Annotated in this window: 12 protein-coding genes; 11 read left to right on the top strand and 1 reads right to left on the bottom strand. The window is 70.5% G+C overall.

Annotated features, from left to right (window positions below; all coding sequences use genetic code 11):
- The first annotated feature begins 102 nt into the window (after window positions 1–102).
- The 6 genes from HCC78_RS15225 (at window position 103) to HCC78_RS15200 (ending at window position 9,394) form a co-directional block, all read left to right on the top strand.
- A complete protein-coding gene (locus HCC78_RS15225; protein WP_172329643.1) occupies window positions 103–1,308 on the top strand; it encodes a hypothetical protein in 1,206 nt (401 codons plus the stop codon).
- Window positions 1,309–1,343: 35 nt separating this feature from the next.
- Window positions 1,344–2,390 (top strand): patatin-like phospholipase family protein, encoded by a 1,047-nt coding sequence (locus HCC78_RS15220; protein ID WP_172329642.1) that lies wholly within the window; start codon window positions 1,344–1,346, stop codon window positions 2,388–2,390.
- A gap of 3 nt (window positions 2,391–2,393) precedes the next feature.
- A complete protein-coding gene (locus HCC78_RS15215; RefSeq protein WP_172329641.1) occupies window positions 2,394–3,839 on the top strand; it encodes a GntP family permease in 1,446 nt (481 codons plus the stop codon).
- Window positions 3,840–3,964: 125 nt separating this feature from the next.
- Window positions 3,965–5,035 (top strand): efflux RND transporter periplasmic adaptor subunit, encoded by a 1,071-nt coding sequence (locus HCC78_RS15210; protein WP_172329640.1) that lies wholly within the window; start codon window positions 3,965–3,967, stop codon window positions 5,033–5,035.
- Window position 5,036: 1 nt separating this feature from the next.
- Window positions 5,037–8,108 carry an efflux RND transporter permease subunit gene (locus HCC78_RS15205; protein WP_172329639.1) on the top strand — a complete coding sequence of 1,024 codons (3,072 nt, stop codon included), beginning with the start codon at window positions 5,037–5,039 and terminating at the stop codon, window positions 8,106–8,108.
- Window positions 8,105–9,394: a DUF1576 domain-containing protein gene (locus HCC78_RS15200; RefSeq protein ID WP_172329638.1), complete on the top strand. Its 1,290-nt coding sequence runs from the start codon at window positions 8,105–8,107 to the stop codon at window positions 9,392–9,394. The genes HCC78_RS15205 and HCC78_RS15200 overlap by 4 nt, the downstream gene beginning before the upstream one ends.
- Window positions 9,395–9,401: 7 nt before the next feature.
- On the opposite strand, the gene HCC78_RS15195 is transcribed toward HCC78_RS15200, so the two are convergent.
- A complete protein-coding gene (locus tag HCC78_RS15195; RefSeq protein WP_172329637.1) occupies window positions 9,402–11,720 on the bottom strand; it encodes a mechanosensitive ion channel family protein in 2,319 nt (772 codons plus the stop codon).
- A 290-nt stretch (window positions 11,721–12,010) separates the two neighbouring features.
- Here HCC78_RS15195 and HCC78_RS15190 point away from each other — a divergent pair, with 290 nt between their 5' ends.
- From HCC78_RS15190 to HCC78_RS15170, 5 genes are all read left to right on the top strand, one after another.
- Window positions 12,011–12,832, top strand: a complete 822-nt coding sequence (locus HCC78_RS15190; RefSeq protein ID WP_172329636.1) for an FAD binding domain-containing protein — start codon at window positions 12,011–12,013, stop codon at window positions 12,830–12,832.
- A complete protein-coding gene (locus tag HCC78_RS15185; protein WP_172329635.1) occupies window positions 12,829–15,477 on the top strand; it encodes a molybdopterin cofactor-binding domain-containing protein in 2,649 nt (882 codons plus the stop codon). Before HCC78_RS15190 ends, HCC78_RS15185 begins: the two co-directional genes overlap by 4 nt.
- A complete protein-coding gene (locus HCC78_RS15180; protein WP_172329634.1) occupies window positions 15,458–17,029 on the top strand; it encodes a xanthine/uracil/vitamin C permease in 1,572 nt (523 codons plus the stop codon). Before HCC78_RS15185 ends, HCC78_RS15180 begins: the two co-directional genes overlap by 20 nt.
- 92 nt (window positions 17,030–17,121) lie before the next feature.
- Complete coding sequence (locus tag HCC78_RS15175; protein ID WP_172329633.1) at window positions 17,122–18,774, top strand: hypothetical protein; 1,653 nt, start codon at window positions 17,122–17,124, stop codon at window positions 18,772–18,774.
- 88 nt (window positions 18,775–18,862) lie between these two features.
- Window positions 18,863–19,651, top strand: a complete 789-nt coding sequence (locus tag HCC78_RS15170) for a hypothetical protein (RefSeq protein ID WP_172329632.1) — start codon at window positions 18,863–18,865, stop codon at window positions 19,649–19,651.
- The last annotated feature ends 96 nt before the right edge of the window (window positions 19,652–19,747 follow it).

Genomic DNA, 19,747 nt, shown 5'->3' with positions numbered 1-19,747 from the left:
AAGAGCCGCGGAAATATCTTGATTGAAAAGGTTCCGCCGCCCGCAGCGCATGCTGCCGGAGGACGGAGAAGTATTGTTTGCGCCTTTCCGGGGTAGCGCTCCATGCCGAAGTCCGACAACCGGCCCTACAAGCTGCTTTTCCAGGCCAAGCTCTGGGCGCTGTTCGCCGCCGGGGTCGCCACGGTCGAACTGTCGGTCATCGCCTACAATGTCGCGGGAAACGACTCCGCCGCGCTGCTGGGAACGGCGCTGTCGCTGAAATCGCTGGCCTATGTCGCGGTGCCGCTGCTGACCGCGGCGATCTTCGAGCGGCTGCCGCGAGGGCGGTTCCTGATGGCGCTGGACATCCTGCGCGCGCTGTCGCTGCTGTCCCTGGTCTTCGTCACCGGCGAGGCGACCTTTCTGGCGGCCATCGCGGTGTTCCTGACGGCTTCGGCGGCATTCAAGATCACCTACCTGGAATATGTCTCGCATCTCCTGCCCGACCGCGGCGAGTTCGCCTGGGCGATGTCGAAGAGCCGGATCGTCGACGAGCTGGAAGGCGTGGCCAGCCCGCTGGCGGCGGCGCTGCTGCTGTTCCTGCTGCCGGTCGACTCGCTGCTGCTGCTGTCGGCGGCGGTCTTCGCGGTCTCGGCGCTGCGCATCAAGGCGGCGGACCTGCCTGACCTGTCGGGCAAGGGCGGCGGCCGCCGGGCACGGCAGGCGCTGAGCGGGCTGCGGATGTTCTTCGCCCGTGCCGAGCTCCGGCCGCTGACCTGGCTCATGGTGGCCGTGGCCGCCGGCACCGCGATGGTGATGACCAGCACGCCCTACCTGATCCGTTCGATCGCAGGGGAAGGACCCTCGGCCACCGCCATCGCCTTCGGCGCCTTCGGGGCGGGGGCGATCCTCGGCGCGCTGGTCCATGTCCGGCTGCGCGCGCCGCTGAGCTGCGGCTCCGAGATGGCGGCGGGCGGCGTGCTGATCGCCGCCGGGCTGCTGGCGGGCATGGCGGTGACGACATTCGCGGGCTTCCTGGCGCTCTGGGCAGCGATCGGGGCGGGCATCTCGCTGGTGCAGATGCCCGCGGCAGAGATCATCCGCGACGCGGGGGGAAGCGGCGGGATGATGGCGGCCTTCGGCGCCGGGCTGGCGATGCAGAACGCCATCCTCGCGGGGGCCTACATGCTGGCCGGCTGGCTGGCCGCAGGCGCGGGGCCGGAAACGGCCTTCGCCGTGACCGGAGGGGGGGCGGCGATTGCCGTGGCGCTGGCCTGGGCGGGCCTGCGCCCCTCCGCCTCTGCCGGATCGCTCCGGCCGAAGCGGTGAATTCAATATGAGGGAAAGTGGATTGGAACCGGGGAATGACTGAAGACAACGCGGAAGCGGGCCGACAACGGGCGCCGCTGAAGGTCGATCTGGCGCTGCAGGGCGGAGGCTCGCACGGCGCCTTCGCCTGGGGCGCGCTGGAGCGGCTCCTGGAGCATGAATGGATGGAGGTCGAGGGCATCTCCGGCACCTCGGCCGGCGCCATGAACGCTGCCGTCTTCGCCTACGGCATGATGACCGGCGGGCGCGACGGCGCGCGCGAGGCGATGGAAACCTTCTGGAAGCGGGTCTCGGATGCGGCACGGTTCTCGCCCTTCCAGCGCACGCCCTTCGACAAGCTGACCGGCAACTGGACGCTGGACAATTCGCCGGCCTACATCTTCGCCGACACGCTGTCGCGCTTCGTCTCGCCCTTCGACGTCGGCGGATCGGACTACAACCCGCTGCGCCAGATCCTGGAAGAGACCATCGATTTCGAGGCGCTGGCCAAGGGGCCGATCAAGCTCTTCATCACCGCCACGAACGTGCGCACCGGCCGCGGCCGGGTGTTCCGCCGCGACGAGATCACCGCCGACGTGCTGCTGGCCTCGGCCTGCCTGCCGACCATGTTCCGCCCGATAGAGATCGACGGCGAGGAATACTGGGATGGCGGCTTCTCGGGAAATCCGACGATCACGCCGCTGGTGCGCGAATGCGACAGCCGCGACACGTTCCTGGTGCAGATCAACCCGGTGAACCGGCCCGACACGCCGAAGACCGCGCGCGACATCGTCAACCGGATCAACGAGATCTCCTTCAACGCGACGCTGCTGAAGGAGCTGAAGATGGTCGCGATGATGCGCCAGGTCGCCGATCCGGGCAATTCCGAGGGCAAGGCCTGGGGCGAGATGCGGCTGCACCGCATCTCCAGCGACATCATGATCGAGCTCAGCGCCTCCTCGAAGCTGAATGCCGAATGGGCCTTCCTCGAGATGCTGCGCGGCGAGGGACGCAAGGCGGCGGACGATTTCGCCGCGAAGCACAGGGACGATGTCGGGGTGCGCTCGTCCTTCGATTTCGAAACCCTGCTGGAAGGGATGTAACCGATGGGTCTCCTTGGCATTCTTGTCGGGCTGGCCGTTCTCATGGCGCTGGCCTTCCGCGGCTGGACGATCCTGCTGCTGGCGCCTGCCGCAGCGCTGGTCGCCGCCGCCTTCTCGTCCGAGCCGCTGCTGGCCAACTGGACGCAGACTTTCATGCCCGCTGCGGCGGGCTTCGTCGGGCAGTTCTTCCCGCTGTTCCTCCTCGGCGCGCTCTTCGGCAAGCTGATGGATGACAGCGGATCGGTCACGGCGATCGCCGATTTCATGACCGAGAAGCTCGGCCCCAGCCGCGCGGTTCTGGCGGTGGTGCTCGCCGGCGCGCTGGTGACCTATGGCGGCGTCAGCCTCTTCGTCGCCTTCTTCGTGATCGCGCCGATGGGGCTTGCGCTGTTCCGGGCCGGTGCGGTTCCGCGGCGGCTGCTGCCCGCAGCCGTGGCCCTGGGCACCTCGACCTTCACGATGTCGGCGCTGCCCGGCACGCCGTCGATCCAGAACGCGATCCCGATGCCGTTCTTCGGCACCACCGCCTTCGCGGCGCCGGGCCTCGGCGTGATCGCCGCCGCCATCATGTTCGGCTTCGGCATGTGGTGGCTGACGCTGCGGGTCAAGAGCGCGGCCAAGGCCGGCGAGGGCTTCGGCGCCGACGAGGAGGCCAAAGGTCCCGACGAGGTGGCGCTGCGCGAGCTGGCGACCACGGCGCGGGAATTCGACCCCGCCGAGATCGAGGCCGCCGAGAAGGCCGGCACCACCCCGCCGATCTTCCTTGCCGTTCTGCCGCTGGTCGTCGTCATCGTGGCGAACCTCGCGCTGTCGCAATTCGTGCTGCCCGCGATGGACTTCTCCTTCCTGTCGCTGCCGGAATGGGGCGAGACCAGCCTCACCGCCGTCGGCGGCGTCTGGGCCGTGGCGCTGGCGCTGTTCGCCGGGATCGTGGTCCTCTTGGCCACCAGCTTCGCCCGGCTGCCGAGCCTGCGCGACAGCGTGGACGCGGGCTGCAACGCCTCGGTGCTGCCGATCATGAGCGTCGCCAGCCTCGTCGGCTTCGGCGCGGTGGTGGCCTCCCTCCCGGCCTTCATGGTGGTGCAGGACTGGGTGCTGGGCGTCGGCGGCGGGCCGCTGGTGTCGCTCGCGGTCGCGACCAACATCCTCTCGGCGCTCACGGGATCCGCCTCGGGCGGCATGACCATCGCGCTGGAGGCGCTGGGGCCGACCTTCATGCGGCTCGCGGGCGAGATCGGGCTCGACCCGTCGGTGCTGCACCGGGTGGCGGTGATGTCCTCGGGCACGCTCGACAGCCTGCCGCACAACGGCGCGGTGGTGACCATGCTGGCGGTCTGCGGCTGTTCGCACAAGGACAGCTATCTCGACGTGGTCATGGTGGCCGTGGTCGGCGCGATGCTGGCGCTGATCGCGGTGATCGCGCTCGGCGGGCTCTTCGGCTCGTTCTGACGCCGCGCCTGCAAGGAATGAACGGGCCGCCCTTCCGGGGGCGGCCGCACGCATACCGGAATCAGAGAAAATACGATGTCCTGCAAGCCGAATTTCACCGACAGACCGACCGCGGAGGACCGGACATGAATGCGCGCCTTCCCCTTCTCCTGATCGCCGCAGGGCTGGTCTCCGCCTGCCGCGAGGATGCCTCGGCCGTGCCCGAGCCGGTGCGCCCGGTGCGCGTCACCGTCGCCCAGAGCATGGCCGGCGGAGAGACCGTGCGCCTGACCGGCGACGTGCGCGCCCAGGAATCCGCCGTCCTTGCCTTCCGCACCGGCGGCCGCCTGCTGGAGCGCGGCGCGGGCGTCGGCGACACCGTCGCGGCCGGCCAGCTGATCGGCCAGCTCGAGGACACCACGCAGCGCAACAGCGTGCAGGCTGCGCAGTCCGAGCTGTTCGCCGCCGAGGGCGATCTGGACCGCGCCGATGCCGACTACCAGCGCCACGAGCAGCTGCTGGAGCGCGGCTTCGTCACCCGCCAGCGCTATGACACGGCGCTGCAGACCTTCCGGCAGGCGCAGGCGCGGGTCGATGCCGCCGCCGCGCAGCTTGCCAATGCCAAGGAGGCGCTGGCCTTCACCCAGCTCTATGCCGATGCCGCCGGCGTCGTGACCGAGGTCGGCGCCGAGCCGGGCGAGGTCGTGCAGGCCGGGGCCATGGTCGTGCGGGTCGCCCGCGACAACGGCCGCGATGCGGTCTTCGACGTGCCCGAGCGGCTGGTCGCCGCGCTCGATCCCTTCGCGCCGATCAAGGTCGCGCTGGTCAGCGACGCCAGTGCCACCGCCACGGGGCGCGTGCGCGAGTTCTCGCCCCAGGCCGATCCGGTGACGCGGACCTTCCGGGTCAGCGTCGGGCTGTCGGACATCCCGCCTTCCTTCCGGCTGGGCTCCGCCGTCAACGGCATGATCGCGCTCGACGGCTCCGACGCGACGCCGATCCCGGCGGCCGCCCTGACCACCTCGGGCGGCGAGCCGGCGGTCTTCGTGGTCGATCCGGACACGAACACCGTGGCGCTGCGCGAAGTGCAGATCGGCCGCTTCGACCTCGCCGAAGTGCAGGTGACCGGCGGGCTGGCGGATGGCGACATCGTCGTCACCGCGGGCGTGCAGGCGCTGCGTCCCGGACAGGAAGTCCGGCTGGGCGAGGGGCGCTGAGATGGGGGGCAACCTCTCTGCCTGGGCGCTGAAGAACAAGCCGCTGTCGCTGTTCTTCATGGCGCTGGTCGTGATTGCCGGGCTGATGGCCTTCTTCGGGCTCGGCCGCGACGAAGACCCGCCCTTCACCATCCGCACCATGGTGGTGCAGGCGAACTGGCCCGGCGCCAGCTCGGACGAGACGCTGCTGCAGGTGACCGAGCGGCTCGAGCAGGTGCTGCAGGAGACCCCCGGGCTCGACCGGATCGACAGCCAGACACGGCCGGGCACCTCGACGCTCTTCGTTCACCTGCAGGACACGACGCCGGCCGCGGACGTGCCGATGATCTGGCAGGGCGTGCGCAACCGCGTGAACGACATGCGCCACACCCTGCCGCAGGGGGTGGTGGGTCCAGGCTTCAACGACGAGTTCGGCGATACCTTCGGGGTGATCTACGGCTTCACCGCCGACGGCTTCTCGCGGCGCGAGCTGCGCGACTATGTCGAGCATGTCCGCTCGGAGCTCCTGCGGGTGCCCGACGTGTCGAAGATCGAGATCCTCGGCGCGCAGGAAGAAACTGTCTTCGTCGAGTTCGACCCCGCGGAGCTCGCGTCGCTCGGCCTGCCGCCGGGCGCGGTGCGCGAGGCCTTGCGCGCGCAGAACCTGGTGTCGCCGGGCGGCACGATCCGCACCGGGACGGATGCGCTGTCGGTCAATGTCTCGGGCGCCTTCACGGACGAGAACGACCTGCGCGAGATCACCATCACCGTCGGCGACCGCCGCATCCGGCTGGGCGACATCGCCCGGATCCGCCGCGGCTATGCCGATCCGCCCGACCCGATGTTCCGCGTCAACGGCGAGGATGCGCTTGGACTGGCGATCGCGATGGCCGATGGCGGCGACGTCATCGCGCTGGGAGAGAACCTGTCCGAGCGCATGGACGAGCTGACCGCCGACCTGCCGCTGGGCATCAACCCGTTCCTCGTGGCGAACCAGCCCGAGATCGTCGACACGGCGGTCGCGGATTTCACCGAGTCGCTCTGGCAGGCCATCGCCATCGTGCTGGTGATCAGCTTCCTCGCGCTCGGCGTGCGCGCCGGGCTGGTCGTGGCCATCGCCATCCCGCTGACCATGGCGGCGGTCTTCGTGATCATGCAGATGGTCGGCATCGACCTGCAGCGGATCTCGCTCGGCGCGCTGATCATCGCGCTGGGGCTGCTGGTCGATGACGCGATGACCACCGTGGATTCGATGACGCGGCGGCTCTCGGCCGGGGACGATCCGCTGCGCGCGGGGTCCTATGCCTACGAGAAGCTCGCCTTCGCGATGCTCTCGGGTGCGCTGGTGACGATCGCGGGCTTCGTGCCGATCGGCTTCGCGCAGAGCTCCGCGGGCGAATACACCTTCTCGATCTTCGCCGTGGTCGGCATCGCGCTGATCGCCTCCTGGGTCGTTGCCGTCCTCTTCGTGCCGGTGGTCGGCGTGGGCATCCTGCGCGCGCCGAAAAATGCCGCGGAGAAGGAGGGCTGGATGCTGTCGGGCTACCGCAAGCTGCTGTCGGCGGCGATGAAGATGCGGCTGGCCGTGGTCGCGGGCACCGTCGCGCTCTTCGTGATTGCGGTGCTGGGACTGTCGCTGGTGCAGCGCCAGTTCTTCCCGCCGTCCGACCGGTTCGAGCTGCTGGTCGACATCACCATGCCGCACGGCGCCTCGATCCACGGCACCCGCGCGGTGGTCGACCGCTTCGAGGACGAGCTGCGCGAGCAGGACGGAATCGCCCATTGGAGCACCTATATCGGCCGCGGCGCGATCCGCTTCTACCTGCCGCTCGACGTCCAGACCCCGGCGCCGTTCTTCGCCCAGCTGGTTCTGGTCACCGACAGCATCGAGGACCGGATACGTCTGGAACCAGAGCTGGAGAAGATGCTGACCGAGGAATTCCCCGAGGCGATCACCCGCGTCTATGCGCTGGAACTGGGCCCGCCCGTGGGCTGGCCGGTGCAGTACCGCGTGACCGGGCAGGACCTGGACCAGGTGCGTTCCATCGCCCGCGAGGTGGCGGGCGTGGTGGCCGGCGTCGGCGACACCCGCTCGCTCAGCTACAACTGGATGGAGCCTGCCCGCGAGATCGAGGTCGTGCTCGACCAGGACGAGGCGCGCCGTCTCGGCCTCAGCGCCTCGGCGCTGTCGGATGCGTTGAACCTCTACCTCTCGGGCTCGACCGTCACGCAGATCCGCGACGGCATCTACCTGATCCCGGTGGTGACGCGCGCCGAGGGCGGGCAGAGCCTGTCGCCTGAGCTGCTGGCCAACCTGCAGATCCCGATCGGCAATGGCCGCACCGTGCCGATGTCGCAGATCGCCCGGCTGGACTACCGGCTGGCCGATCCGCTGGTGCACCGCCGCGACCGCGTCGCCTCGCTGACCGTGCAGGCCGACGTGACGCCGGGCATGGAGGCCGCCACCGTGGTCGAGGAGATCGAGCCGGCGCTGGAGGATCTGCGCGCCTCGCTGCCGCCGGGCTATTCGATCGACACCGGCGGGCTGGTGGAGGAGAGCGCGGCCTCGCAGGCCTCGGTCTTCGCCGTGGTGCCCCTGATGCTGACCTTGGTGGTCACGATCCTGATGGTGCAGCTCAGGAACTTCCGGCTGGTGGGGATCGTGCTCTTCATGGCGCCGCTGGGGCTGATCGGCGTGGTGGCGGCGCTGCTGCTGTCGGGCCAGCCGCTGGGCTTCGTCGCCATTCTCGGCGTGCTGGCGCTGGTGGGGATGATCGCCAAGAACGCGGTGATCCTGATAGAGCAGATCGAGGATGACCGCCGCGAGGGCAAGCCGATCCGCCAGGCGGTGATGGATGCCTCGGCCAGCCGGGTGCGGCCGATCGCGCTGACCGCGCTGTCGACCGTGCTGGGCCTCATCCCGATCGCCTTCACGGTGTTCTGGAGCGCGATGGCCTTCGCCATCATGGGCGGCCTCGCCGTGGCCTCGGTGCTGACGCTGCTGGTCCTGCCGGTGCTCTACGACCTCGTGTTCAACCGCGGCGAGGCTGCCGAACCGGCGCCCGAGGGCGCCGCGGCGGCCGGCCCCGCATGAACGACCTGACCGCCGCGCCCCGCCGGCTTTCCGGCGGGGCGCGGCTCCTCCTCGTCTGCGCGCTGGCGGCGGGCTTCATCGGGTGGGGCCTTTGGCTCTCGGGGCCGGAGGGCTCGCGCGACGGGCTTCTCGCCATCCTCGCCGCGCGCGACACGCTGATCACCGACTACGTGGAAATGGGCGGCCCCGGCGGGGCCTTCCTCAATGCGGGCCTCCTCGTCCTGATCGCGGCGGCGGTCTTCCGGCTGTCCGGGGCGGCGGTTTCGGGCGGTGCCGTGGCCTGCCTGTTCCTCGTGCTCGGCGCCGGGCTCTTCGGCAAGAACCTGGTCAATGTCTGGCCGATCCTGCTGGGCACCGCGCTCTACGCGCAATGGACCCGGGTGCCCTTCGCGTCCCATGTCGCCACCGCCTTCTTCGGCTGCGCGCTGGCGCCGGTGGTCTCCGAACTGCTGTTCTCCTCGCATCTGGAACTCTGGCAGAGCTTTCCGCTGGCCATGGGCACGGGCGTCGCGGCGGGCTTCGTGCTGCCGCCGGTCGCGGCGCAGCTGTTCAACGCCCATGCCGGGATGAGCCTCTACAACATGGGATTCACCGTCGGCATCCTCGGATCGGTGCTGGTGCCGCTGCTGCTGTTCTACGGTGTCGCGCCGGAGCCGGTCTTCATCTGGTCGACCGGCTATACACGGCAGATCGCACCCCTCCTGCTTGCCGCCTTTGCCGCCATGCCGGTGATCGGGCTGGCCATCGACCGCAATGCGCTGTCGCGGCAGCGCGCGCTGCTGGCCGAGACGGGCCGGGCGCCCGCCGATTTCCTCGCGGCCCATGGCGACGGCGCGATCCTGGCCAGCATGGGGCTGCTCGGCCTCGCCGCGACCGGCTACGTGCTGGCGGTGGGCGGCGACATCAACGGGCCCGTGACCGGTGCGATCCTGTCGGTCGCGGGCTTCGGCGGCTTCGGCAAGCACCTGCGCAACATCCTGCCCGTCGCGGCCGGGGTCTGGCTGGTCGCGACCTTCGGCCCGTCCAGCCCCGAGCGCCCCGAGATGGTGCTGGCCGCGCTCTTCGGCACCGCGCTGGCGCCGATGGCGGGCTGCTTCGGCTGGGCCTGGGGACTCGCCGCGGGGGCCTGCCTGGCGGCGGTGACACAGTCGGTCGGGCTGATCCTCGGCGGGCTCAGCCTCTACGGCACCGGCTTTGCCGCGGGCTTCGTCGCGGCGATCCTCGGCCCCGTGGCGCAGGCGCTGAAGGACAGCCGGGCGCAGCGCGCCGCTGCGCCCCGGCTCTGAGCGGCGCTCAAACCGCCGCCTGCGCCTCTTCCGCCGCGGCGGGGGCGTCCGCCATGTGGATCACCCGCGTCGGGAAGGCGAAGGACACCTCCAGCCGCTCGGCGAGGTTGACGATCTCCATCAGGATGCGGTGGCGCGCCTTCACCTGCGCGCCGTAGTCGAAGACATAGAGGAAGCCGGTCAGCTCGATCTCGATGGCGGACTCGGCGAATCGCGCCAGCCCGACGAAGACATCCTTGTCATCGGTGGTCGGATCGGCCCGGAACAGGTCCTCCAGCCCCTCGCGGAATGCCTCCAGCCTGGCCGCGGGCGTGGCGTAGGCCAGGCTGACCATCATCTGCATCCGCCGCTTGCGCCGCATCCCCCAATTGATGATAGGCTGGTCCGAGAGCCGCGAATTGGGCACCACCATCAGCGAGTCCTCGAGCGTCCGCAGCCGGGTGGAGCGCAGCCCGACCGTCTCGATCGTCGCCATCACCCCGTCCACCTCGATCAGGTCGTTGCGCTTGAACGGCCGGTCGGCCAGCAGGATCGCGCCGCCCAGCAGGTTCGACACGGTTTCGCGCGCGGCGAAGGCCAGCGCCACGCCGCCGATGCCGAGCCCTGTCAGCACCCCTTCGTAGGGCAGGCCGACGACATCCGCCGCGAGGATCACCGCCACCACGGCGATGATCACCTTCAGCAGTCCCAGCAGCAGCGTCGTGACGATCTCGTCCATGTAGTGCCTGGTGGTTTCCGCGGCCTCCAGGAAGAGCCGGCCGATCACCGTGGTGGCCGCAAGAAGCAGCGCCGCGCCGAAGGCGATCAGCGCCACGCCGAAGATCCGGCCGAGAAAGCCCGCCCCGGCCAGGGTCAGCCCCAGCGCGGAATTCGACGCCATCAGCAGCGCGACGAAGGCAAAGGCCATCGCGGGCCGGCGCAGCGGCGCCGCCGCCTCGGCGGGACGGGCCTGGCCGAAGGCGCGCATGCCCAGCAGCACCGCCCGCGTCAGCAGCGCCGATGCCGCCCAGGCCAGAAGCGCCGCAACGATGACCGCCGCGAAGCTGCCCAGCCACTGCCAGTTCTCCAGCCACAGGTCGCGCGACACCAGCCGCGGGTCGAGCTGGCGCAGGCTCTCGCGCAGGCGGAAATAGTCCGACAGCGGCTCGGTCGGCGGCGTGCCGTCGGCGGCGGGCAGGTCCTGCAGCTCGCGGTAGATCGCCGGGGCGGCGGCGAGGGTTTCGGCGGAGAACACCCAGCGGGTGCGCGGCGGGTCGCTGCCCGGCACCGGCTGCGGCTCGATCGCCACCGCGCCCATCGGGTGGACGTAGAAGACGTAGGGTTCGGGACTGTCCGAGATGTTGGGGATCTCCTGCCAGAGGCCGATGCCGATCCGGGACAGGATCTCGCGCAGGAAATCGGCCAGAAGCGCGGCCTCCATGGCGCGCAGCCGCGGCGGGATGTGCGACAGGTCGAGCAGCGGCATCGCCTGTTCGCGCCCGCCCGAATCCCAGGCCGCGACGCCCTCGGCGAAGCGGCGCAGCGTGTTGCGCGGGCTGGCGTCGTTGGCGGCGGCGAAATCGCTGTAGCTGTCATGGCCCAGGCTGGCGAGCAGCCGCCGCTGGGTCGCGGCCAGCTCCGCCAGCGGCGGCACAACGAGCTGCCAGCCGGCTTCCGGGTCGAGGCGGAAGCGCAGCGTGGCCGTGGCATCGCCGCGATAGGGCGAAATGCCGAAGCTCGCGGTGCTGCCGCCGGGCCGGTCCGGACCGTCCGGGGCATCCGACAGGCGGAAGGTGGCCAGGTCGACGGTCTCCCACAGCAGCCAGCGCCGCCGCGTCAGGTCCGTGGTCTCCTCGCTGCCGCCCTCGTAATGCAGGAACGGCGCGATGTCGCGCAGCGCGGCGGCATTGCCCTCCAGAACGGCGGCATTGGCGCCGGCCACGACCGACTCCAGCGCTTCCGCGGGCGTCGCGTTGCGCAGGGGCGTCGCCGTGCCGGGCCCGGCCAGGTCCTGCACCCGGCTGCCGTTCCAGTACTCGCCGTCGGCGAAGCGCCCGGTGAAGCGCTGGCCGTCATCGGACAGCGCGAAGGTGAAGCCGCCCGAACTGCCCGGCTCGCGCCATGTCCCGGTCAGCACCTGGCCCTGGACGGTGCCCTCGATCTCGCCGTCATCGGGACGGTAGCTGCCGGTGACGCGATCGCCCTGCTGTTCCAGCGTGATCTGGGCGAGCCCGTCGCGCCAGAAGCTCTGCCATTCGCCGGTCCAGTCCTGCGCGGCGGCAGGCAGGGCGGCAGCGGCGAGGCCGGCCAGCACGAGGCAGAGGCGGAGAAGCAAATGTCTTGCCATGAAATGACTTCCGTTGCGGACGGACGCTTGAGGTCCTGCTGCCATCAGTACAGGGCGGTCTCCGTCCGGCCATCCTGCGAAGCGCCGCATGCCGCCGTCCGTCCGGGCGGCGGCGTCCTCACGCTGCCCAAGCGGCAGGCCTTTCTGCCTGTGCTTTCACCACTTCGCATGCCGCTGGGGAAGCCGGGCGGCCGGGGCGGCAGGAAAGCGGATCCCGGGCGCGCCGGGCGTTCCAGACTTGGCACGGGACCCGGCCGCGCCCGGCGGCGGGGCAGGGCAGCGGAGCACAGATGGATCTGAACGGCGTCACCGAGATTGCGCGGCCTGCCGCGCGCAGCGAAATCCCGGCCTGGCAGGAGGGGGACGGCTTCCTTGCCGGCGGCACCTGGCTGTTCTCCGAGCCGCAGCCGGGCCTGCGCCGCCTGACCGATCTGTCCGGGCTGGACTGGCCGCCGCTGGCGGTGACCGGCGGCGCGCTGGTGATCGCCGCGACCTGTCCGGTCGCCCGGCTCGACGCGCTGGAGGCGCCGCCCGGCTGGCGCGCCGGGCATCTGATCGGCGCCTGCTGCCGGTCCTTCCTCGCTTCCTTCAAGATCTGGAACATGGCGACGGTGGGCGGCAATCTCTGCATGGCGCTGCCCGCGGGACCGATGATCTCGCTTGCCGCCGGGCTGGAGGGCAGCTGCGAGATCTGGACCCGCGACGGCGGCGTGCGCCATGTCCCGGCCGAGGCCTTCGCGCTGGGACCCAAGCGGTCGATCCTCGAGCCCGGGGACCTGCTGCGCAGCCTGCGCCTGCCGCTGTCCGCGCTGGCCAAGCCCGCCGCTTTCCGCCGGATCTCGCTGGCGCCCGAGGGCCGCTCCGGGGCGCTGGTAATCGGCACGCGGGACGGCACGGGGCTGCGGCTGGCGATCACGGCCTCGGTGCCGGCGCCGGTGATCCTGCGCTTCGCCGGCCTGCCCGACGCCGCTGCGCTGGCCGCGCGGATCGAGGCCGCGATCGCCCCCGGCGACTGGCATGACGACATCCACGGCGCGCCGGACTGGCGGCGGCAGGTGACGCTGGACCTGGCGGAGGACATCCGCGCCGAGCTGGCGGAGGTCTGCCCGTGAAGCTGACCGTCAACGGAAAGGTCCAGACCGCCGAACCCCGCCCCGGCCAGTGCCTGCGCACCCTCTTGCGAGATCTCGGCTGGTTCGGGGTCAGGAAGGGCTGCGATTCCGGCGATTGCGGCGCCTGCACCGTGCATGTCGGCGGCGTGCCGGTGCATAGCTGCCTCTACCCGGCCTTCCGCGCGCAGGGCGCGGAGGTCATCACCATCGAGGGGCTGGCCCCGGCGGAGGGGCTGCACCCGGTGCAGGAGGCACTCCTGCAGGCGCAGGGATTCCAGTGCGGCTTCTGCACGGCGGGCATGGCGATGACCGCGGCGGCGCTGGACCAGGCGCCCGACGGATCGCGGGACTGGGCGATGAAGGGCAATCTCTGCCGCTGCACCGGCTACGGCGCGATCCGCGACGCGCTGGACGGGCGCGCCGCGGCGGGCTGCGGCGGGGCAGGGGCCAGCCTGGCAGCGCCCGCCGCGCGCGAGGTCGTGACCGGGGCGGCGCGCTTCACCATGGATGCCGACATTCCAGAGCTTGCCCATCTGCGCATCCTGCGCAGTCCGCATGCCTCGGCGCGCATCAGGTCGATCGACGCCGCGCGCGCGCTGGCAAGTCCCGGGGTGATCGCCGTGCTGACCCATGAGGACGCGCCGGACCGGCTGTTCTCCTCCGCAAGGCACCAGAACCCCGAGGAGGACGGCGCGGATACCCGCGTGCTGGACCAGGTCATCCGCTTCGCCGGGCAGCGCGTCGCCGCTGTCTTGGCCGAAAGCGAGGCCGCGGCCGATGCGGCCCTGCCGCTGATCGCCGTCGACTATGAACTCGTCGAGCCCGTGCTGACCCCCGCGGCGGCACTGGCCCCCGGAGCGCCGCTGGTCCATCCATCGGGCAATGTCGCGGCGGAGCTGTCGGGCGGCTGCGGCGACATGGCGGCGGGCTTCGCCGCGGCGGTGCATGTCCACGAGGCCACCTATGCGAGCCACCGGGTGCAGCACGGCCATCTGGAAACCCACGGCGCCATCGGCTGGCGCGGCGGCGACGGCCGGCTGGTGCTGAGGACCTCGTCGCAGACGCCCTTCCTGACCCGCGACGCGCTGGCGGAGCTGTTCGGCCTGCCGCAGGACCAGGTGCGCGTGCTCTGCGGGCGGGTCGGCGGCGGCTTCGGCGGCAAGCAGGAGATGCTGGCCGAGGACATCGTCGCGCTCGCCGTGCTGAAGACCGGGCGGGCGGTGAAATACGAGATGACCCGCGCCGAGCAGTTCGTGGCCACGACTTCGCGCCACGCAATGGAGGTGCGGGTGAAATTCGGCGCCGATGCCGCCGGGCGCCTGACCGCGATGCAGATGTCGGTGCTGTCGGATACCGGCGCCTACGGCAACCATGCGCGCGGCGTGCTGTTCCATGGCTGCGGCGAGAGCGTGGCGCTCTATGCCTGCCCGAACAAGCAGATCGAGGGCCGCGCGGTGCATACCAACACGCTGCCCGGCGGCGCCTTCCGCGGCTACGGGCTGAGCCAGACCGGTTTCGCGGTGGAGAGCGCGATGGACGAGCTGGCGCGGATGGCCGGGATGGATCCCTTCGCCTTCCGCCGCCTCAACGCCATCGGCCCCGACGATCCGATGGTCTCCCATTCCGGCCCGCATGCGGACGTGGTGATGGGCAGCTACGGGCTGGACCAGTGCCTCGACCTCGTGGAGCGCGGGCTGGCCGCGGTGCCGCGTCCCGACGAGGGGCCGGACTGGCTGGTCGGGCGCGGGATGGCGGTGGCGATGCTCGACACCATTCCGCCGCGCGGCCACATCGCCGAAAGCCGGATCAGGCTGGCGCCGGACGGCATGGTCGAGCTAGATGTCGGCACGGCGGAGTTCGGCAATGGCAGCTCGACGGTGCATGTCCAGATCGCGGCCACCGCTCTGGGGGTGGCCCCCGATGCGATCCGCATCCGCCAGTCCGATACCGACCTGACCGGGCATGACACCGGCGCCTACGGCTCGACCGGCATCGTCGTGGCGGGCATGGCGACGATGCGCGCGGCAGAGGAGCTGGCGGCGTTGATCCGGGCGGAGGCCGCGCGGCAGGGCTGCGATCCCGCCGATCTGGCTGCGCTGGCCGCTGCGGCCCCGGACCCGCTGGACGCCAGGGGCAGCCATGACGGCACGCCGCGCTCGGTCACGTTCAACGTGCAGGGCTTCGAAGTTGCAGTGCACCGCCGCAACGGCACGGTGCGGATCCTGCGCAGCCTTCATGCCGCCGATGCCGGCGTGGTGATGAACCCGATGCAGTGCCGCGGCCAGGTCGAGGGCGGCGTCGCCCAGGCGATCGGCGCGGCAATGTACGAGAAGCTGGCGATCGACGCGGCGGGGCGCGTGGCGAACCCGGCCTTCCGCGACTACCACATGCCCGCCATGCCGGACCTGCCGCGCACCGAGGTCTTCTTCGCCGACACCCATGACAGCATCGGGCCGCTTGGCGCGAAATCCATGAGCGAGAGCCCGTTCAACCCGGTCGCGCCCGCGCTCGGCAATGCGATCCGGGATGCCACCGGCGTGCGCTTCGCCGCCACGCCCTTCACGCCGGACGCGGTCTTCGCCGCCGTCCGCGCCGCACATCGCGAGACAACAGGGGAGAGGGACCATGAGCCAGCCCGGCCATAGCTACAAGCTGTTCGTGAAGAGCGACTACAGCGCCTTCTGGGCGCTTTTCACCGACAACCTGATCAACCTGCTGGTGCTTTCCGGCATCTGCCAGTTCGTCTTCGGCATGCCGCCCGAGATCGTCTTCGGCCGCATCCTGCCCGGCGCGGGCATCGCCATCATCGCCGGCATCGCGGTCTACGTCCTGCTGGCCAAGCGCGCCGCGGCGCAGGCCGGGCGGGACGTCACCGCGCTGCCCTACGGCATCTCGACGCCGGTGATGTTCGTCTATCTCTTCGGAGTGATCGGGCCGATCTACTGGGCGACGGACGATCCGGTTCTGGCCTGGCAGGTGGGCATCGGCGCGGGCTTCATCGGCGGCATCGTCGCCGCCATGGGCGCCATCGTCGGACCTGCGCTGAAAAAGGTCACGCCGCGCGCGGGCATGCTGGGCACGCTCTGCGGCATCGCGCTGGTCTATATCGGTGCCGTGCCGCTGGCGGAGATCTTCGAGGAGCCGCTGATCGGCTTCGCCTCGCTGGCCATCATCCTCTGGGGTCTGGTGGGCCGGTTCCGGCTGCCTTTAGACATGCCCGCGGGCCTGCTGGCGCTGCTGGTCGGCGTGGTGCTGGCGCTGATCCTGGGCGAGGCAAAGCTGAATGTCGACGGACTGGGCTTCTATCCGCCTGTCCCCTATTTCGGCGACCTGATCGCCGGGATCGGCCATCTCTGGGCCAATCCCGAACTGTTCCTCGTTCTGATCCCGGTGCAGATCTACAATTTCATCGAGACCATGAACAACGTGGAAAGCGCCGAGGCCGCGGGCGACCATTACCCGGTCGGCATCTGCCAGGTGACCGACGGGGCCGGAACGATGATCGGCGCGCTCTTCGGCTCGCCCTTCCCGACGACCGCCTATATCGGCCATCCCGCCTACAAGCGGATGGGCGCACATGCCGGCTATATCGTTGCCGTCGGCGTGGTGGTGCCGCTGGCGGCCTTCTTCGGGCTGCTGGCCTTCCTCGGCAACCTGATGCCGGTCGCGGCCGCCGCGCCGGTGCTGGTCTTCGTCGCGCTCAGCCTGGTGTCGAACACCGCCCATTCGGTGCCGCCGTCGCACATGGCCGCCGTGGCCTTCGCGATCCTGCCGCATGTCTCGGACTTCCTGGTAACGAAATGGGGGTCGCTGATGGGGGCGCTCGCCTCGATGGGGGTCGAGGGGCTGCCTCAGCTCGGCGACCCGGCGCTGACCGCGGCTCTGCTGCAGCAGGGGGCGCATTACGGCGGCCACCTCGCGCTGAGCCAGGGCGCGATCATCACGGGGCTGGTCTGGGGCGCCATCGTCGCCGGGCTGATCGAAGGGCAGTTCCGCACGGCGGGCTTCTTCACGCTGGCGGGCGCGGCGATGTCCTCGGTCGGGATCATCCACGGCGCCGGGCTGCACCTGCCCTCGCTCGGCGGCGCCACCGGCGGCTACCTGGTCGCGGCGGCCTTCTTCCTGCTCTACCCGATGATCCTGGGCGAGCGCGCCGGGGAGATCTCGGAGGCCCAGGCCGAAACGCCGGCGGAGTGAGGCGCCGGGGCCGCCGGGCCCCGGATTTTCAGGCGGCCTTAACAGCGCGCGTGCCATGACGGATGCCGTAGCTGGCAAACATGGGGCGCGCCATGACTCGGCAATTGCTGCGGACGGATACCGACTGCCTTGCCGCAGGCCGGGCGGAAGCGCCCGATTTCGTGCCGGTGGAATGGACCGCCCCGGCAGCAGGGACGCGGGCCGGGATCGGCATTGGCCCGGAGTCCCCGGCGATCCCGGCGGAGGAGGCCCCGGCCAAACTCATGGTCGCCGCCGCGGCGGAACTGTCGGCCGCCCAGGCGATGGTCTCGCCGAATTTTGCTGCCGTGCGCCACCTGCTGACGGTGCACAACGAGGACGAGATCATGCTGGTCCTCTCGGCGGGGCAGTCGCTGAGCATCGGCACGACGGTGGTGCAGAACTACCATCCGGTCTGGACCGGGCGGGTCGATCCGCGGGCCTACATGCTGGATTTCGGCAATGACGGGCTCAGCGCGCGCGGCTGGAACCACCGGGAGGTCGAACCGGGACTCTACCGCGGCATGATGCCGATGGAGAGCCTGGTGACCGAGACGCCCGCCCCGGCGATGGTGGCGCAGATCTTCGCGGCCTATGACGGCGCGGGGCAGGTGGCGCCCGACATCCTGCATGCCGGGACCGGCGCGCTCGGCGCCTCGGTGCTGGAGCTGATGACCGCGCGCGGCGATCTCTACGGCAGCCGGGCAGCGGCGCTGGCGGACACGGCCGACGGCGATCTCTTCGCCATACGCAACGGCTCGGGCAGCTACGACTACTTCGCCAACGACCGAGGTGCGGCGCATTACCTCGACACCCACCGCTGGGAACCGGGGCTGTGGGACACGATGGAGGCCCAGATCGGCTATGCCGCGCAAGCGGCGGCGCGTTCGGGCAAGGACATCCACGGCACGGTCGCGGTCGGCTTCGTGCAGGGCACGGCCGATGCCTCGCTCGATGACGGCCGCTTCGGCTATGGCTGGGCGCTGGCGCGCTATTTCTCGATGATAGAGCAGGAGCTGCGCAAGGCCACCGGCAAGCCCGGGCTCGAGGTCGAATTCGCGCTCTCCCAGGCGCAGGGCAAGGCAGATGCCGTCGTGCCGCTGGCGCAGCTGGACTACGTGCTGGCCGCGGAGAATGTCCATCTCGCCGTGCCGCAGTACCAGTACCGCTTCATCTACGGCTCCGATCCCGGGACCGACAACCGCCACCTGACGCCCGAGGGCTATTTCCATCTGGGCCAGGGGCTGGGGGCGGCCCTTGGCCAGGCGATGGCCGGCTTGCCCGATCCGCCCATGGTGATCGAGGAGGTCTCCCGCGGCAGCGGCACGGAACTGCGGGTGCGCTTCGGCGGGGTGGAGGGCCGCCTGGTCGAGGATGCCAGCCTGTTCTCCGCCGCCCAGGGCTTCGCCGCGCCGGAGAATTTCGGCTTCCGGCTCTCCGAGGCCGGGAGCGGACAGTTCGTCGAGATCGCCCGCGCGGAGATCACCGGGGACGACACGGTGAGCCTCTGGACCGGCGGCGCGCTGGAGGGCGGCTACCGGCTGTGGCTCGGCGCCCATGGCGTGCCGCTGAGCGAAACGGTGTCGCCGGGCGCGCTGCAGAGCTGGAACGCCGTGACGCTGCGCGACAGCGAGACCGCGCCGATGGTTGCGCCCGACGGCTATCGCGGCGATACGGTCGACGTGTTCGAATTCGCGCCGATACAGAGCTTCGACCTGATGCTGTAGCCGGGCGCGCTGCGGCAACCGGTGGGGTTGCCTGTCGGACCCCGCATGCTAAACCTATGCAGGTTGCGAGTTTTTTCCGGAGGGGCTGGTGATAGACGTCGAATGCATTGAGTCCGTCCGGGTCCGCGCCCGCGCAGAACCGGATCCCGCGCAGCAGCGCGTCCTGATCTGCTTCTCCGGCGTCAATCACCGGATGGGCGGCATGGCGGTCCAGCGCCCGGAATTCTTCCGCTCCGGCGAAGCCTTCGACAACATGCTGTTCATCGACGATCTCGACAGGAGCTGGGGCAACCACATAGATTTCGCCGCGATGTTCGCCCGGCTCGAACCCTACCTGGCCGGCCGCCGCGTGTTCTGCATGGGCAATTCCATGGGCGGCTTCAACGCCGTTCTGGCGACGAACTACATCGAGGTGGAGACCTGCCTCGCGGTGGTGCCGCGCTTCACCGTGCATCCCGACTATGACCTGCCGGACGGCGAGGACCGCCCGTATCTGGAGCAGATCCGCGAATGGCGCTTCCGCACCATCGAGGACCGGTTCAACGACACGACCGTCTACAAGGTGCTGTCAGGCTCCTCGAGCACCGAGAGCTGCCACACCGCGCTGTTCCCGGTGAAGCCGAACCTGCACCACTACGTCCTGCGGCCGACCAATCACGGGCTGGCCATCGCGATGAAGCAGCAGGGCGTGCTGCCCGAGCTGATCGGCGGGGCGTGGGACGGACGCATGTCCGCGTCCTGGATCGAGGCGCTGACCGGCAAGAAGGTCACCGTGCTTTCCGGTCCGGAACGCCCGCCGGCGGCGGCGCTGGCCGCGGCGCGGCTGCGGGGCCTTGCCGGTTCCGGGCTGCGGCGCCTCATCTCCGTGGTGCGCTAGCTGCGGCGCGCGGCGTTTTGACTGCCGGACGGCGTCCGCGGCCGCGCGAGGCTTTACCCCGCGCCCCATCCTTGGCAAGGGAATGGCGGACCGGCC

Source organism: Mangrovicoccus sp. HB161399, assembly GCF_013184745.1.
In the GTDB taxonomy this organism is placed as follows: Bacteria; Pseudomonadota; Alphaproteobacteria; order Rhodobacterales; family Rhodobacteraceae; genus Mangrovicoccus.
This window is presented reverse-complemented; position numbering and strand designations above follow the sequence as displayed.